Annotated in this window: 12 protein-coding genes and 2 pseudogenes; 7 read left to right on the forward strand and 7 right to left on the reverse strand. The window is 63.6% G+C overall.

Going from position 1 to position 16,914, the window contains the following annotated elements:
* Window positions 1–17: 17 nt before the first annotated feature.
* Both NHH88_15555 and NHH88_15560 read right to left on the reverse strand, forming a co-directional pair.
* Entirely contained in the window at window positions 18–2,240 is a 2,223-nt protein-coding gene (locus NHH88_15555) for a beta-glucosidase (GenBank protein ID USX17130.1), read from the reverse strand.
* A complete protein-coding gene (locus tag NHH88_15560; GenBank protein ID USX17131.1) occupies window positions 2,237–5,104 on the reverse strand; it encodes a twin-arginine translocation signal domain-containing protein in 2,868 nt (955 codons plus the stop codon). Before NHH88_15560 ends, NHH88_15555 begins: the two co-directional genes overlap by 4 nt.
* 327 nt (window positions 5,105–5,431) lie before the next feature.
* Between NHH88_15560 and NHH88_15565 the strand changes: the two genes are divergently transcribed.
* The 6 genes from NHH88_15565 to NHH88_15590 all read left to right on the forward strand — a co-directional run bounded on the left by NHH88_15565 (window position 5,432) and on the right by NHH88_15590 (window position 11,247).
* Window positions 5,432–5,791 (forward strand): hypothetical protein, encoded by a 360-nt coding sequence (locus NHH88_15565; protein USX17132.1) that lies wholly within the window; start codon window positions 5,432–5,434, stop codon window positions 5,789–5,791.
* Window positions 5,792–5,963: 172 nt separating this feature from the next.
* On the forward strand, window positions 5,964–8,282 hold the full coding sequence (locus NHH88_15570) for a TonB-dependent receptor (GenBank protein ID USX17133.1): 2,319 nt from the start codon (window positions 5,964–5,966) through the stop codon (window positions 8,280–8,282).
* Between the two features lie 73 nt (window positions 8,283–8,355).
* Window positions 8,356–9,030: a DUF1349 domain-containing protein gene (locus NHH88_15575; protein USX17134.1), complete on the forward strand. Its 675-nt coding sequence runs from the start codon at window positions 8,356–8,358 to the stop codon at window positions 9,028–9,030.
* A gap of 382 nt (window positions 9,031–9,412) precedes the next feature.
* The gene (locus NHH88_15580) at window positions 9,413–10,372 is read left to right on the forward strand and encodes an alpha/beta hydrolase (protein ID USX17135.1); all 960 of its coding nucleotides are present in this window, start codon (window positions 9,413–9,415) and stop codon (window positions 10,370–10,372) included.
* A gap of 282 nt (window positions 10,373–10,654) precedes the next feature.
* Window positions 10,655–10,909: a type II toxin-antitoxin system HicA family toxin gene (locus NHH88_15585; protein USX17136.1), complete on the forward strand. Its 255-nt coding sequence runs from the start codon at window positions 10,655–10,657 to the stop codon at window positions 10,907–10,909.
* Window positions 10,906–11,247 carry a type II toxin-antitoxin system HicB family antitoxin gene (locus NHH88_15590; protein ID USX17137.1) on the forward strand — a complete coding sequence of 114 codons (342 nt, stop codon included), beginning with the start codon at window positions 10,906–10,908 and terminating at the stop codon, window positions 11,245–11,247. Before NHH88_15585 ends, NHH88_15590 begins: the two co-directional genes overlap by 4 nt.
* A gap of 106 nt (window positions 11,248–11,353) precedes the next feature.
* Here NHH88_15590 and NHH88_15595 read toward each other — a convergent pair.
* Window positions 11,354–11,476: pseudogene (locus NHH88_15595) on the reverse strand (homogentisate 1,2-dioxygenase).
* Window positions 11,477–11,484: 8 nt separating this feature from the next.
* Between NHH88_15595 and NHH88_15600 the strand changes: the two are divergent.
* A pseudogene (locus tag NHH88_15600) lies at window positions 11,485–11,691 on the forward strand (LysR family transcriptional regulator).
* Window positions 11,692–11,865: 174 nt separating this feature from the next.
* Here NHH88_15600 and NHH88_15605 read toward each other — a convergent pair.
* The 4 genes from NHH88_15605 to NHH88_15620 are packed head-to-tail and all read right to left on the reverse strand — an operon-like array spanning window position 11,866 to window position 16,792.
* Window positions 11,866–12,885, reverse strand: a complete 1,020-nt coding sequence (locus tag NHH88_15605) for an AraC family transcriptional regulator (protein ID USX17138.1) — start codon at window positions 12,883–12,885, stop codon at window positions 11,866–11,868.
* 43 nt (window positions 12,886–12,928) lie between these two features.
* Window positions 12,929–14,158 carry an MFS transporter gene (locus NHH88_15610; protein ID USX17139.1) on the reverse strand — a complete coding sequence of 410 codons (1,230 nt, stop codon included), beginning with the start codon at window positions 14,156–14,158 and terminating at the stop codon, window positions 12,929–12,931.
* A 31-nt stretch (window positions 14,159–14,189) separates the two neighbouring features.
* A complete protein-coding gene (locus NHH88_15615; GenBank protein USX17140.1) occupies window positions 14,190–15,683 on the reverse strand; it encodes a carboxylesterase family protein in 1,494 nt (497 codons plus the stop codon).
* Window positions 15,684–15,709: 26 nt separating this feature from the next.
* Entirely contained in the window at window positions 15,710–16,792 is a 1,083-nt protein-coding gene (locus NHH88_15620) for a porin (protein ID USX17141.1), read from the reverse strand.
* Window positions 16,793–16,914: the final 122 nt, after the last annotated feature.

Raw genomic sequence — 16,914 nt, forward strand, 5'->3', positions numbered from 1 at the left:
GCCCCGCGTACATCAGCTCAAGGCAGTATCGACATTTTGGGCAGCCGCATTGCCGCGCTCAATACGCGGTCGCCGGCGTGGCGGCCGACCACCACCTGGTAGCTGCCGGGCGCCAGTTGCCAGCGCCGCGCGGCGGTGTCGAAGTTGGCCACCGTGCGCGGATCGATCTTGACCGACACCTGGCGCGATTCGCCCGGCTTGAGCGTCACCCGGCCCCATCCCACCAACCTGGAGATGGGCTTGCCGTCGCGGCCCGGCACGGCCATGTAGACTTGCGGCGTGTCGGTGCCGGCGCGCTTGCCGGTGTTCTTGACCGTGAAGCTGAGCGTGAGCGGGTCCTTGCCGCCGGTGCGCAATTGCTGGTAACCGAAGCTGGTATAGGACAGCCCGTAGCCGAAGGGGAACAGCGGCTGTTTGCCGGTACGTTCGAACCAGCGGTAGCCGACGTCGGCGCCTTCGATGTCATAGTCGACCTCGAATTCCTTCAGTCCCGCAGCCAGACCATAGGTGACCTCGCCCTTGGCATTGGTTTTCTCGGCCAGGCCGGGAATGACGGGACGGGGCAGCTGGTCTTCGCCGCGCGGGAAGGTGAGTGGCAAGCGTCCGGCCGCGTCGGTTTCGCCGGTCAGCACGGCGGCGATGGCGTCGCCGCCAGCCGCGCCCGGATACCACGCCGCCAGCACCGCGCCGACCTGATCGAGCCATGGCATGAGCACCGGTCCGCCCGTTTCCAGCACCACCACCGTGCCGGGGTTGGCCGCCGAGACGGTGCGAATCAGCTCATCCTGCTTGCCCGGCAGCGCCAGGTTGGGCACGTCCTCGCCCTCGGTGGTCCACTGCTCGGCGAAGACGATGGCGACGTCGCTGGTCCTGGCCAGTTCGGCGGCCGCCGCCGCATCTTCGCCGCTGGCGTAGCGGATGGTCGCGCCGGGCATGCGTTTGACCAGCGCGGCGAGCGGCGCGTTGGGGAAATAGGTGATGCGCGAGAACGCTGACGCGAAACCGCTTGGCTTGATTTCCAGCGCGGGACCGCCGACCGGCCGTACCTGCGACGAGCCGCCGCCGGACAGCACGCCGATGTCGGCGTGGGCGCCGATGACGGCGATCGTCTTGAGCTTGCCCGCCAGCGGCAGTAGCTGGCCGGTGTTTTTTAGCAGGACGGCGCCGGCGGCGGCCGCCTGCTCGCTGACTTGCGCGTGCGCTGCGTAGTCGATGCTTTGCGGCGCATCCGGCACCGGGCGGTCCATCAGGCCGGTGGCGTACATGCTGCGCACGATGCGGTAGGCCATCTCCCGGATGCGTTCCGGGCTGACCTCGCCTGCGGCGACGGCCGCCTTCAGCGGGTCGCCGAAATACGGCTTGGCGTCCAAAATGTAGCCGGACTGGTGGTCGAGCCCGGCCAGCGCGGCCGGCGCGGCGCTGTGCACGGCGCCCCAGTCCGACTGCACCCATCCCGGATAGCCCCAGTCGCCCTTGAGCACCTGGTTAAGCAGGAAATCGTGCTCGCACGCATAAATGCCATTGATGCGGTTGTAACCGCACATGACGGCGGCCGGCTTGCCGATCTCGATCGCCAGCTGGAACGCCAGCAGATCCGTTTCGCGCAGCGCCGCTTCGCCGATCTTCGCGCTCAGCACGTTGCGTCCGGTCTCCTGGTCGTTGATGACGTAGTGCTTGACGGTCGAGAGGATCTGGTTGCTTTGCACGCCACGGATCGCATGGCCGGCCATGCGGCCCGACAGCAGCGCGTCCTCGCCGTGATATTCGAAGTTGCGGCCGTTGCGCGGGTCGCGCACCAGGTTGACACTGCCGGCCAACAACACGTTGAACCCCTTGGCGCGCGCCTCGGCGCCTATCATCGCGCCGCCGTGGTAGGCCAGGTCGAGGTCCCAGCTGGCGGCCAGCGCCAGTGCGGACGGCAGCGACGTGGCGACATCATCGACGCGTTTGTTGAGCAGGTTGGCCACGCCCATGCCGGCGTCGGTCTCGCGCAGGGACGGCAGGCCCAGGCGCGGCACGCCCGGGATATAGCCGGCGCCGATGATGGCGTCGGGCGGCAGCTTTTTCTGGAACGCCGGGAAGTAACTGCGCAGCAGCGAGAATTGCTCGTCCGAGGTCAGCTGGTCGGTCAGGGCGCGGGCGCGCTGTTCCGGCGTGGCCGGCGCTTCGCCGGCACGGGCGCCGGCGGCGATGAGCAACGCGGCGGCGAGCGCCATGGCGGAGGGGATTGGTTTTTTCATGCGTCGGTCTTTCTGTGGTGGCGTTGCAATTGGACGGGGCCGATGAGTCCGGCAGGTTTTGGCGTCAGCGCCTTGAGCCCGGGCAGCCTGGGGTTGATCATCGCGTTGTTGGGGCTGTTGGAGACGACCACCTCCAGCACGTTGCGGCCGGCGCGCAGCGCGTCGGTGATGTCGAGCGCGTAGGGCGGGGCGAGGACGGGGCCGTAAGGCTTGCCGTTGACCGTCACGCGCGCCATGTCGTGGACGGCGCCGAGGTCGAGCCGGACGCGGTCGTTCCCGGTCGTCCACGCTTTGTCGAGCGAGAACGTCGTGGTGTAGCTGCCGCGCCCTGAGAAGTCGGCCATGCCGTCGATCCCGCTCCAGTCGCCCAGCGTGCCGGGTCCGGCTTCGCGCGCGATCACGCGGCCGCCGAGGCTGTGGCCCTTGGCGTTGAAGGACCAGCCGTTCGCGCCCGGGTCCAGCGTGGCGCCGGCGACAGTGGGCCGCTCCGTACGACGGGCCTTGGCGGGCGCAAACACCAACAGCGTGGCCGCGCCGGCCTCGAGATGCACCTGCACCGCCGTCTCGCCGCCGATGCGCCGCGCCGCAATGTTGGTCTGGCTGCCGTCGGCCGCGTCCCAGCGCTGCGGATGGCCGGCGGCGCGGGTGCGCAGGCGCACCGTCATCGCCCGCGCGCCCCGGTTGTGCAGCAGGTAGACGGTCTGGCCGTCGCGGGCCTTTTCGATGAACATGCACGGCGGGCCGTCAAAGCTCAGGTTGGGCGGCACGCCCAGTTGGCGCAGCAGTGCGGTCAAGCGGGCGGGCGCCGCGATCCGGGCGCCATCGGCCATGGCCGCCTTCAACGCCGCGCGCACCCGTTCATCGGCCTGCCGATGGTCCAGGTACCCTTCGTCGCGGTCGGGCACGGCGTCGATGAAGACGATGCGCAGGCCGGCCTTGGCGTATGTCGCCAGCCTGGCCGCCGTCGCCGCCCGCATGCCGTCGCGTTTGGGCACCACCAGCGCCGAGTAGCGCGCGCCGCCCGGCGTCAGCAGCACGCCGCCAGCGACACGGCCGCGCAGGATGGCGTCGTCGTTGATGCGGTCGTAGTCGTAACCGTCGTCCAGCAGCGCTTGCAGCAGTTGCTCGGTGGCCGCCGGTTCGATGCCATGGAAATAGCCGATCTCGCCGAAGTACACGCACACCGGCACCACGTTGCGGCCCTGCTGCAACACCGCCTGCGTGCGGCCGACATAGGCGTTGAGCGCGGCCATGCCGTCCCACAATGGATTGGCCTCGTTGAGCATGGAGCTGAAGCCGTCCATGAAGCCGCTGGGTGCGAACGGGAACCAGCCGGGCCAGGCGTCGGCGTGCAGGGCGTAGGGGAAGCCGTGCATGACGATGGCGTTCACGCCGCTGGCGAACAGCAGGTTGACGCGGGCCAGCCAGTCGGCCGGGGTGGTCTCGAAGGCGCGGCCTTTCCAGCACAGGCTTTCGCAGCCGACCAGCTGGCGGCCGTACAGGTCGGCGGCGGCGCGCGCCAGCCGCAGAAAGTGCGTATTGCCGCCCGATTCCAGGTCCTCCGTTTCGGGGATGTCGGCCAGGCCGTAGGATTGCAGCAGATCGGCCAGGCCGCCATGGGCCTGCACGCGCGAGGTGAAGCCATTGGCTTTGTTCCACGCGACGAACGGGCGCCAGAAGTTATCGATCAACAGCTCCGACAGCGTGAGGCGGTAGTCGGCGCGTATCCGCTCGCCGTCGGCGCCGGCGTCGAAGTAGGGCGGCGAGGCATGGGCGTTCCAGCTTTCCATCCAGCCCGGCTGCAGGATCAGCGGCAGGTAGGGCGTCAGGTCGTAGCCGCGCCGGGCTTCGAATTGCGCCAACAGATCCTCGCTCCAGTACAGGTCCGGCATGAGCTCGAGGCTGTCGATGAAGTTGCCGCGCAGGCCGGCCTTCTCACGCCCCATCGCGGTCAACGGCTGGCCGACGCGGCGCGTGTGCGCCGCCAACGCCGCCGCGTTGAAATGGTCGAGCACCAGTTGCGGCCCTTCGCCGACGCCGGCCATGACGCCGCTGTCGACCGCGAACTGTTTGAAGACGACGATCTGCCACGACCCGGCGCTTGGGGGCGTCCAGTCGAGCACACCATCGGCGCCCAGCTTGTCGGTCAGCACGATGCCTTGCGCCTGCTCCAGCAGCCCCGCCGTCTTGACGACGGCGCTGCGATAGGTCTTGTTGTTTTCCAGCGTGGGCGCCGCGCCCTTGACCGCCACGATCGCCACCAGCTTCTGGCGCGCGGCCAGGCGCGCGCGCCAGTCGGCCGCGCGCGGGTCTTTGCTGCGCGCGTCGAGGGACGACAGCGTGCCGAATTTCTTGGTGTTGGCCGGCATGGTCAAGCGTAGCGGTCCTTGCAGCGGCGCCACGACCGGGGTGATGGCCGGCGTCAGTTCCAGCAGCGCCAATTCGGGCGTGACCGCAAAGCCGCCGCCCGAGGGCCAGGCCGAGCCGAAGGTGCAATCGATTTGCAGCCCCTGCCGCAAGGCCTCGCCGGCGACGGCCTTGACGTGGCCGAAGTAGGCGGGATTGGCGAAATCGTTCAGGCGCGCGCGTTCGTCTTTGGTGAGCTTTGGGATGGCCGGATTGAAGGCCTGGATTTCGGCGCCGCCGAAGCCCGCCGTTTTGAGCACGCCGATCTCGCGGCGCAGTTCGTCGTCGTCGACCACACCACCTGGCCACCACCAGCGCACCCACGGGCGCGCCATGCCCTCCGGCTGTTCAAAGGCCTTGCGCCAATCCGGCGCGGGCTGGGCGGCCAGCGTCGGCAAGGCGGCCATGCCGCCCAGAGCGGCGGTGGCGGACAGGAAATCTCTACGGTTAAGATGCATGCGGCTGGTCTCCTGTGATCATCAATACGGTCCGCAGTGATCGTGCTTGCTGTTTTTTTTGCACGCGGCCGTAGCTGGGGATGCAGGCTAAGGATGGCGAATGCCGGCGTCATCGTTCGTTTGGACTAGACGCGGCTTATTCGTTGTAATTTCCGACGATTTAGCGATCGATCATTTCTCTGCGCGCTCCAAGGTTGACAGCGGTTTGCGTCTGAATTCTACTGTTCCCCAGGGCACTGCCCAGGCACATCCGGCAACGTCGGAGGCGCCAGCGACCACGACGACATTCGTTAATGGCATTTATAAAAAACAGCAACAGGAGACAACATGAAGGCATACAAAACTCTCGCGGCGGCGGCCATCCTGATCGCGGCGGCGGCCACGCAACAGGCGATGGCGCAAGCCCAAGCCGGAGCCAAGCCGGCGGCGGCGGCCACCGCGCAGGCCCCATCGATCGATTCGTCGGTGGGGGAGCTGCTGGATTACCCGGCCGCCAAGGCCGTGTTGATCAAGCACCTGCCTGCGCTCGGTGCCGACGACCAGATCGAACAGGCGCGCGGCTTGACGCTCCGTTCGTTGCAGGACTTCGCACCGGATGCGTTCACCGACGCCGTGCTGGCCGCGATCGACGCCGACCTGCACAAACTGCCCCCGCCACCGGCCCAAGCCGCGCCCGGCGCCAAGTAAGCGCGCCGCCCCGGGCTGCGCCCAACAGGTGCCGGCCGAGCGCTTGCGCGCGATAGCCGGCGCCCCCACCGCGCCACCCCTTTTAATCATTACCGCCACCAGCCAGGCGCCGTCCGGATCATCGATCAGCGGCGCCGGAGGACCGGTGCGCGCATGCTTCAGGAGACGTAACTTGGAAAATAATATCGGCATCAAAATAAGCGCTTGCGCACTGGCTGTGAGCTGCGCCTTTCCCGCCGCCGCGCAAGCGCCGGCCGATGGCATCCAGGAGGTCGTCATCACGGCCTCCAAGCGCAAGGAGGGCATCCAGTCGGTACCGATGTCGGTCGACGCCATCACCGGCGAATCGCTGCTGAAGATGAACGTGCAAAAATTCGAGGAGGTCGAAAAGCTCAGTCCCGGCCTGGTGCTCAATCCGGCCGACGGACGCGGCCAGAACGTCTCGCTGCGCGGCGTCACGTTCGACCCCGACACCGGCGCCAGCCCGACGGTGCAGGTGTACTGGAATGAAACGCCCATCAGCACCTCGGATGCGTTCCGCGCCATGTTCGACATCGGCCGCATCGAGGTGCTGCGCGGGCCGCAGGGCACCTTGCGCGGCCAGACCTCGCCGGCCGGCGCGATCACCATCGGCACGGCGCGCCCCGAACTCGACATGCTGGGCGGCAGGATCAACCAAACCTTCGGTTCACGCAGCCAGCGCAACACGCAGCTGGCGGTCAACCTGCCGGTGATCGAGGGCAAGCTGGCGGTGCGTGTCGCCGGCCTGGCCGACGACACCGAAAACGGCGTGCACAACGTCAGCAACGGCAGCGACAACCACGACCGCGCGCGCGGACTCCGGGTGTCGGTGCTGTACCAGCCGGTCAAGTCGGTCGAGCTGTTGCTGGTGCACCAGCGCCTGAACGACAGGAACATCAATTATCCGACCGTGAGCGGCAGGCCGGCGCCCGGCCAGGCGGCGGGACCTGCGCTCGACGCCGACGACCGTACCGCCGTGGCCGAGGGCAACTACGCATTTCACTCCGATACCCGGCTGACATCGCTTAACGCCAGCTGGGATCTCGGCACGCACAGGCTCAGTTACATCGGCGGCTTCCAGCGCAGCAAGGAGACCGACGACCGCGATCTGGACCAGGCCAACGTCATCGCCGGGTTCCAGTACCAGCAGCGAGTCAACATAGGCGCCCTGCAGCGCACGCATGAGCTACGCTTCGAGTCCACCGGGCCCGCCTTCTGGAACTACATGGTCGGCGCCTACTATTCGCATACCGACGCCAGTTCGGTCTTCACTCAGCCCTACGCCTACTATTTCCCCGCGCCGTATGCGGCACCGCTGTCCATCGAGCTGAAGGGTTATACGGCCCCGGGCGCCTTCAGCGGCAGCTCGGCCTTCTTCACCGACCACCGCTTGGCGCTGACGCCGGCCGATGAACTCGAGCTTGGCGTGCGCATGCAAAAGGCCAAATCGTACACCCAACAATACTTGAGCGTGTTCGGCACCGTCTCGCCGTCGCTGCCGGAGGCGCTGGCGTCGCTGCGGCAATCGGCGTGGACAGGATCGGCCAGCTACAAGCACAACCTGAATAAGGATGCCATGGTCTACGCCAGCTACGCGGGCGGCTTCCGGCCGGGCGGATCGGTGTCGTTCGTGACCGCGCAGGGACTTGACCCAAGCTATATCATCTACAAGGAGGAGAGGTCGAACTCGCTGGAGTTGGGCTTCAAGAGCAAACTGTTGGCACGCAAGGTGACCTTCAACGCCGATATCTTCCAGCAGAAAATCAAGAACTATATCGGCCGCGCCAACGGCGTGTACGCGCGCGTCGCGGCCATCCCTGGCGAGCCCGCTGGGCCCGGGCCGGGCGGCAGCTATCAGGCCGATCTGGCCACCGGTGCGCTGAACTTCAACACCAATGGCGACGTGCTCTCGCGCGGCATCGAAATGAGCGCGGCTTGGCTGATATCGCCCGCATGGCGCGCCAACTTATCGGCCAGCTACATCAACGCCCGCTATGACAATGCTTCACTTTACTGCAACGACGACAACAACGACGGCGTGCCCGATAGTGGCGGCACGGGGATGCAGCCGGGCCGGCAAGTGTCTGTCTGCAACAGCAATCGGCCGCTGGCCGACAGCTACGGCAACGAGGCGGGCAAGCTGGGAATCGTGCTGCAGTCGGAATACAGCCACGGCCTGGGCAAGGTCGATGGTTTTGTTCGCGGCATGGCGCGCTACGTCGCACCCGCCTACAACCAGCAGATCGACCATCGGATCGCCTCGTACACGCCGGTCGACCTGTACCTCGGCGTACGTTCCAGGGACCAGCACTGGGAACTGAGCCTGTGGAGCCAAAACCTGTTCGACCGCTCGGTCGACCGGGGCGGCTTCGCCGTCTATCAAGGCGGCGTCGCCGGCGGCTACGCCAGGGTGCCGCTACGGGAGGAGCGCAAGGTCGGCGTCACCCTGCGCTACGACTTTGAGAACTAGCCCGCTCCAGGTGCCGGCAAATGCCTCAGCTGACTATGGAATTTGGTTTTGGAGAAGCGATATAATATTGATCATGAACAAATTTAAAATGCGAAAAAATATGAAAAAATTCCTTCTGACACTAAGCCTGTTATTTAACATTGGCGAAATGAATGCACAAAACCTGGAGAAATTACAATGGCACAATCAACCTGAACTTTGGGAAATTAAAAATAACGCGCTGATTATGCAGGTCACGCCTAAAACCGATTATTGGCGGATATCACATTATGGTTTTACGGTGGACGATGGTCCTTTTTACTATGCGACTTACGGTGGAGAGTTTGAAGCCAAAGTTAAACTCATCGGCTCCTATAAAGCACGTTTCGATCAAATGGGATTAATGATCAGAACTGATCATAAAAATTACATTAAGACCGGTGTCGAATTTGTAGATGGAAAATTTAACATTAGTACCGTAGTGACCCATGAAAAGAGTGACTGGAGTGTTATAGAACTTGAGAAAGTACCTCCTTTTGTCTGGATCAAGGTCGTTCGCAGATTGGATGCCGTAGAAATTTTTTATTCTTTAGATGACAAAAACTATGTCATGGTCAGAAATGCGCCGCTTGAGGACAATACTCCAGTAATGGTCGGACTAATGGCTGCTAGTCCAGACGGCGACGGGTTTGAAGCCAGATTTGAGAAATTTTCGGTCAAGCATTTACCTGATCAACGTCGTTTGGAATGGCTAAAAAATCACCCATAGCTTCGGTCGCCCTGCAATTCGCATGGTGATCCCGGCTGCCCCTCATTTTTTATTTCGCAAAGTGTGCGGAACTTCGCATACAGCCGGCCTGCCAAAAAGTATCCTGAATTTCATTTTTAAGGGAGCGTGTCATGCCGACAGGTGCCAATCCGAAGCGCGAACGAGAATACAAAAAGATCGAGCGGAAATTTAAAAAGGAGGGACGTTACAAAGGCAGGGAGGAGGAGGTGGCTTCGCGTATCGTCAATAAACAGCGCGCCGAGGCGGGCGAGACGAAGAAGCACGCGCACAAGCCTGCCCGTCGGTCTGCCTCGCGACGTAAAAGCAGCGGCGCGCGGACCGCGTCCCGTCGCGGAAAACGACCAAGGTAGGGTGGTCGGCGATGCCACAGCTGCTTATCTTAAATCGTGTGTCGGCAGGCGTGCTGGATGTCGCCTATTACGAGGCAGGCCCTGCGGACGGCGTTCCGACCATTCTTCTCCATGGCTTTCCCTACGATGCCCACGCGTTTGACGAGGTTGCGGCTAGTCTTGCCGGCGCCGGGCACCGTTGCATCGTCCCATTTTTGCGTGGCTATGGCCCCACGCGGTTCCTGTCTTCGGATACGCCGCGCTCGGGTGAGCAGGCGGCGCTCGGCGCGGATCTGCTGGCATTGATGGATGGCCTTCGCATTCAAGAGGCGATTCTCGGCGGCTACGATTGGGGTGGTAGAGCTGCCTGTATCGTCGCCGCGCTATGGCCCGAGAGGGTAGTCGGCTTGGTCAGCGCCGGTATGGCCTACAACATCCAGGACATCACCGCCGCCGCCAAGCCAGGTATGCCGGACCAGGAGGCACGCGACTGGTATCAATACTACTTCCACACGGCGCGGGGCCGCAGGGGCCTGGACGAGAAGCGGGGCGAAATCAGTCGGCTTCTCTGGAAGACCTGGTCACCATCGTGGTCGTTCGATGAGGACACATTTCAGCGAACCGCAGTCTCTTTCGACAATCCCGACTTTGTCGATGTCGTCATCCATTCCTACCGGCATCGGTACGGCGTCATTGAAGGCGATCCGGCCTATGCAGAGATCGAAGCGAGATTGGCACGCCAACCCGATATTTCGGTTCCGAGCATTGCGTTGCTGGGGGCGGACGACGGCGTCGATCCTCCGCTTCCGGAGGACGAGGATGCCAGAAAATTCATCGGGTTCTATGACCGCCGCGTACTGCCTGGCGTCGGACACAACGTACCGCAGGAAGCGCCGATCAGTTTCGCGGACGCGATTCGGGAACTACGCGAACGGGATGAGCAGCATTTCGGTTTGCGCTGCGATTGCTCGACCGACGCACCCATCCCTTGATTTCCGGCGGCGGCGTCACAGTGGTCGGGCCGCCGATATGGCGCCCGGGGGGACTATTGGCGACGACGTCGGGGTGGACCACTGCGTCCCACCGGCCGAGCTCATCTGCTGCGAGCGCTTTGTAAATTTCCGGTGCAATATTAGCCTCTGGCGCCGATCCACGGAGCGATACGGCCAACGGTTGCGCTGCTGCCAGCTTCGGCGAGCTTTTTAATGCAAATTTGAGCAAGTGTGGACCTTGTCGCAGCATGGATTGATACCATTTTCTGCTACCATGGAGTTATGAGACGCAAGCACCAAAGGACTTTGGAGTTGGTTTTCGCACGGCCAACATCGGCAAATGTCCGTTGGGCCGATGTCGAAGCTTTGTTCATCGAATTGGGCGCGAGTGTCGAAGAGCGCGAAGGTTCGCGCGTTTTAGTGCGGTTGTTCGGCGAGAGGCGCGTGTTTCACCGGCCACATCCAGAACCCATGACGGATAAGGGCGCGCTGGCGTCTATCCGAAAATGGTTCGAAGAAAACGGAGTTAAGCCATGAGTATGCAAAATACAATGACCATCGGCGGCCACCGGGCCGTGATTGCTTTCGATCCCGAAATCCAACTGTTCCGCGGCGAATTTCTTGGGCTTAATGGTGGAGCGGATTTTTACGCTAAGGATGTCGAGGGACTGCAAAGGGAGGGTATGATTTCGCTGAAGATCTTTCTCGAAGCTTGCGCTGCCGACGGCGTCGAACCGCGCAAACAATTTTCCGGCAAGTTCTCCCTGCGAGTGGATCCTTCGCTACACGAGGCGGCGGCAATTGCCGCCGCCGCCCACGGCAAGAGCTTGAATCAATGGGCCGAAGACGTGTTACGTCAGGCGGCGCTGGCTTGAATTCGCGCCTGGTATTTCGCATGGCGTCCTGCGAACAGGCTGCCAGCTCTGGGCCATCTTGCCACGTGATATGCGGCACTGCCGACACGTACAGCTGGCGAGCGGGTTACCTGAAGTTTTTCTTGAAGCCCTGCCAGCACTGGTAGTAGTCCGGCTGCAGCTGGGGCGAGGCGAGCGCCTGCGCGGTCGGGCAGATCACATCGCGCGTTTCAAACATGAAGGCCAAGGTGGCGTCGACCTTACATTGTCAGCACCACGGACCTGGTGGCGACGGTGCCGCAAAAGATGGTGGAGCGCGCCGCCGGACAGTTCCGGCTGCGCTATACGCCCACGCCGCTCGATTTGCCGCCCTTGCAGACCAATATGTTCTGGCATCGCCGCTATCAGCGCGACGAAGGCGGGCGCTGGCTGCGGCGCCTGGTGGTGGAGCTGTTCGCCGAATGACTATTCCTGCGCGGTGTCGAATGCTTCCTTGACCTGGCCGCGCAGCCAGATGCTGGCTGCGGCAAGGCAAATGGATGAGACGAAGCCGCTGATCGTTAGGGGCTCTTCTTTTTTGGGATTATTAGAATTTGCAAGTACGAGCGTCGCCGAACGAGTTCATTCATTTGGAGGAGGTCAGCGTGCGCATCGCCGCGTATGTTTCGGCAGCTCGCTGAAACGTTCGCGATAGTAGGCTGAAAAGCGGCCCAGGTGGCCGAAGCCGAACTCGAAGGCGGTGTCCGTGATGTTGGCATCCGGCTGAACAAGCAGGCGTTCGCGCGCGGCGTCGAGGCGGATATTGCGCAGCAGGTCCATGGGGGCGACGCCATGGTGCTGGTGGCACAGCGCATTGAGGGTGCGCACGCTGACGCCGGCCGCGTTCGCCAGGTCGGCCAATGCCAGCGGTGCGCTTAGACGCGTCTTGATGTATTTTTCGAGCACGTCCAGGCGCTGCGACTTGCCGGCGCCGACCAGGCTTTCGGCGGATGCTTCGGCTGCCAAGCCGGCCGAGCCGGCCCCGCCGGGGGCGGCCCGGCCGGTCGGAGCCATCTGCGACAACAGGAATTGCACCGCGCCGCGTTCGAAATGATTGATCCAGGCGCTGTTGCCGTCGTCGTGGCCGGGCAGGGCCACCAGGCGCAGCAGCGACTGGACCAGCATTTCCCAGTGCGACAGCAACCGCTCGGGCAGCAGGAACAGCGACGGCAAGTCGGCCGGCCCCGTGTGCGCCTGCGCGCTCAACTCGTCGAACAAGGCCAGCGGCACTTTCAAAATCAGCTGCTCGGACCCCGCTTGCCACCACAGCCGCACATTCCGTTTCGGTGCGATCAACGCTGTCCGGCCTTGCGCGATGCGCACTTTCTGGCCGTCGGATTCGATCTCCGCCGTGCCGCTCAAGGTCATGTGGACCAGCGCAAACCCATCGAACAGGCGGGGCCGGACGATCACTTCGGCGCCATATCTGAGCAAGTAAATCTGCAACTGCCGGATCGTCGCCTTGAACAGCACGGTATCGACGTCGTCGCCCTTCCAGAACAAATCGTGTTCCGACAATTCCCTGGCGACCTGGGCATGGCAATCCACTTTCCTGGTCGATCGGAAAACGCGATGTCCATGGAGCGACGCCAGGCTCAGTGCGTGGCTCACATTCTGCATATCAACCTCCTGACGGCGTATGGCCGGCTTAGACGGACCAGGGCTACTTCCTGCGGCCATGAAAATCGAGGAGGCCGACGGCCAGTGCGGCGGCCGCGATCGGAACACACGCGGTCAGCAGGATTTGACTCGGTGGCATTTGCAGCGATAGCAGCATGCCGCCGATCGCCGGCCCGAGTATGGATCCGATGCGTCCCGCCGCCGCCGCATAACCCACACCGGAGGTCCGCGTGGCAGTGGGGTAGAGCTTCACGGCAAGGGCGATTTGACCGACCGTTCCCGCCTGGAGTCCCATGCCGATGACAGCTATGGTCAGCAGCAATTGACCCCGCTCAAGTCCGACGAGGCCGAGGCAGGCGACGGCCGCCGCACCGAGCAGCGAGGCAAACACGAGCACGCGGGAACCGCCGAACCGCCACGATAAAGGAATGAGGAGGATGACCCCCGCCAAGCCGCCCACGCCGATGCACGCGGTACCGATCGATGTTTCGGTCGGCTTGAAGCCGTAACCGAGCAGCAGTGTCGGCATCCACAAAATCAACGCGTAGAGCGCCAGGAAGATCAAGAAGGAATACGCCCACAGCAGCACGGTGCCGGTTGCCAGTCCGTTCGTGAAGAGACTGCGAATGCCGGCCTCGAAGCGGGCGTTTGGCTCGGCCGTCTTTCGCTTGGCGCCAGCAGGCAGGCCCCACCACATCAACGGGAGTAGCAGCAACGGCAGCAGGCCGCCCAGCCAAAACACTGCTTCCCAACCATGCCGCGCGATCAAGCCGCCACCGAAGACGCCCCCCAGCGTGCTGCCCAGGCCGATGCCGGCGGCCACCGCGACGGCGACCACTTCGCGCCGATTGGCGGGAAATTGATTCGCGGCCGTGGCTATCGCGGCCGGCAACACGGCCCCCAATCCGATGCCGGTAACGAGCCGCAAGAGCGCCAGTTCCGATATCGACCCGACGAAGCAGGTCACGAGCGATCCGCACGCGAACAGCAGCACGCTGCCGAGGATGACCTGTCGTTCACCGAAACGGTATGTCAACCGTCCGCTGAGCAGGTAGCCGATCACCGCCCCAACGCTGGTCGTGATAAAGGCGGGCGTGAACGCCGCCGGCGCCACCCCCCATTCCCGCGCAAGGGTGGGCACGACAAAGCTGATCGATGTCGTATCGAAGCCGTCGAGCAGTATCGCGAGAAAGCACATGATCACGACCCGCCACCGCGCCGGCGCGACGTCCGGCACTGTCGAATGCTGAGTTGGAGCGGCGTAACTGTCCATACTGGTGTCTCCTTGATGTTTTAATAGTTGTTTAAGAGGCAGGCGCCGCACGCCAGCTATCGCCGGCGAGATCGCCGACGGCGCCGGTGACGTCGTCGAAGCGCATGGTGGCGCGCCGCGCCGGCTCGAACTGCGGCCATGGCGGTATGCCGGCATGATTAGGGTTGCCAGTGCGAATGAACGAAATCCAGCTTGCGCGCATCGCCGCCGACAGCGCGTCGGCCCGCCCGGCGTCGGCGCCGGCCATCATCGGCGCATCGGCAAACGCCTCCCTGGTCCCGAAGACGAAAGGCAGTTCAAGACAGTGCGTGGCGGCCAGGTCCTTATTCGCCGATGCCCAGTCGAACTGGTAAAGGTAGGCGCTGCGTCCGGCCTGCGCGGCGTGCCGTGCCCAGTCCAGCGATGGCCACAGGAAAACCTGTTCGCAGACGAAGTCCATCAGCAACCGCCCCGGAGAGGCGCCCGGGCGCCGAGCGGCCAGCCTGGCCGCGTCCGCCTCTGGAATAGGGGCGCGCGTCAAGGCCTGGATCGCCGGGTTCCTGTAGAAAAAGCACGTGGCCTCATCGCGCGTCGTGCCAATGAGAACATCGATCCTGGCGGCTGCGTCTTTCAACGCCGATGCCATGTGCGCCGGCTTGGGCAAGATGACGCCGTCAGCCACGGGAATGAAAGGCAGCGCGCCCGGCTCTCCCGGGCTCGACTGTTGTACGACGTGCAGCGTGGTCGCGGATTGCGCATCGAGTATCGCCTTTGTGGACACCTGGCAGGCCAGCTCCCGCGCGCGCGGATCATCGGGATCGATACCCAGTGCGCGAAGGAAGAAGCGGCCGATTTCATTGGCCTTGTCATGATCATACAGCGTCACGCCGAGGGGGGCGCTTTGCAAAATCGCCCGTTGTGCCAGCGGCGCCTTGGCAGCCGGCCGCGCCAGCATCAGCCCGATCGCGTGCGCCCCGGCCGATTGACCCATCACGGTAATCTGGCCGGGGTCGCCGCCGAAAGCGGCGATATGACGCTTGACCCATTCCAGCGCGGCCACTTGATCGAGCAGGCCAAGATTGCCCGGGGAAACACCGGGCGCATACAGATAGCCCAGCGCGCCAAGGCGGGAATTGACATTGACAACGACGATATCGCCTTCGCTTGCCAGGCGGCTGCCGTCATACCAGGACAACGAGCCGGCGCCGCTGGTGTAAGCGCCCCCATGAAACCAGACGACCACCGGCCTGCGCGCGGTATCGGCGCCTTGCGTCCAGACCGTCAGCGTGAGGCAGTCTTCATCCTGCGGTTCGTCGAAGTCGCCGGTGGCGACGGCCAGGCGCGATGGTGTCTGCGGAGCGATCGCACCGCGTTGCCGCGCGTCGCGCTCGCCGACCCAAGGCTGCACCGGCGCCGGCGGCGCAAAGCGCCTCGCTCCCACGGGGGGCATGGCATAGGGAACACCGTGGAAGGCAAGCAATCCGTCTTGATTCAGTCCGCGCAAATTGCCCAATGGCGTTTCAAATACAACTTCTTTTGTGTTCATGGAGCTCTCGATGTGAGGTAAATGGTTTAAAAGACGTGGCGCAAGCCCAGGGCAAGGCCGTTGCCGCGACTAAGGTTGGTCACCTTGTCGTTCAGGTACACCGCGTAGACGTCGGTGCGTTTGGACAGAAAGTAGGCGTAAGCGGCGCTGACGGTGTCGCGTCTCAGATCGCCGGTCGCGGTTTGTTGTTTTTCCGTGCGGCCCCAGGCCAAGGTGAACCGGGCCGGTCCCAAGGGAATCGATGCGCCCAGTTGGGTCGTGGTGAACTTGATTTCCGACGAAGTGGTGTTCGTCAGATTGGTGCGCGCGACCTGGCCGAACAGCTTGACGCTGGTTAAATCGTAGGAGAGTGCCGCATTGACGGTCGAATCGTCGGTCGCCACGTAGCTGGGCCGTGCTTGCGTCACCAACTGGGGAGCGGGCGCCCCGGCCTGCAAGGACATGCCGCTGAGTTTCTCGACCGCCACGGCGACCCCGAGAGGACCTTGCTCATAGTTGAGCATCGCACCCGCGCGGCGCCCGCCGGAGCTGTTTTCACCCGGCGCATACACCGCCATGACCGAGAACCCCGACAACACCGGCGACGAATAGCTGACGCTGTTCGCCCATTGCCCGTCCGAGGCGCCACGCGAGGTCATCATCGGGTGTATGGAACTCGGTTGGTAGGTCTGCATCACGATCGGTGAAATGTTGGCCGGACCGCCGAAAGGGCCGTACTTGATGATGGTCTGCCAGCCGGGCGACACCGTGCGTCCCAAGCGCAACGTGCCCAGTTCTGCGCTCGACAGGCCTACCCATGCCTGGCGGTGAAACAACGTGTCGGTGTTGCCACCCCGGCCGATTTCACCCGTGTCCGCCCGGAAAAAACTTTCCAGTTGAAAGGACGCCTTGATGCCGTCGCCGAGGTCCTCGCTGCCGCGAAAGCCGATGTACGAACTTGAGACGTTCCCGTTCGTCAGGGAGTTGACGCGGCTCTGTCCGCTGAGCTGCTGCGAATACATGGACATATCGATCAAGCCATAGATTTGCGTACCCGATTGCGCGCTTGCCTGTCCTGCGACAAAAAGACTTGCGACGCAAAGGGCTTTTGATTTTATGGTTCGGTACATGATGGTCTCCCGCCTAGTTATGGCATTCAGGTTGTTTTTTTGTCTTCCGGCTTCCAATGTAGCGAGGACACATCGTTGCAGGCAATCGTCAATTTCGGGATGCAAAGTCCTATTCTTGGGAC

The sequence above is a fragment of the Oxalobacteraceae bacterium OTU3CAMAD1 genome, assembly GCA_024123915.1.
GTDB lineage: Bacteria > Pseudomonadota > Gammaproteobacteria > Burkholderiales > Burkholderiaceae_D > Rugamonas.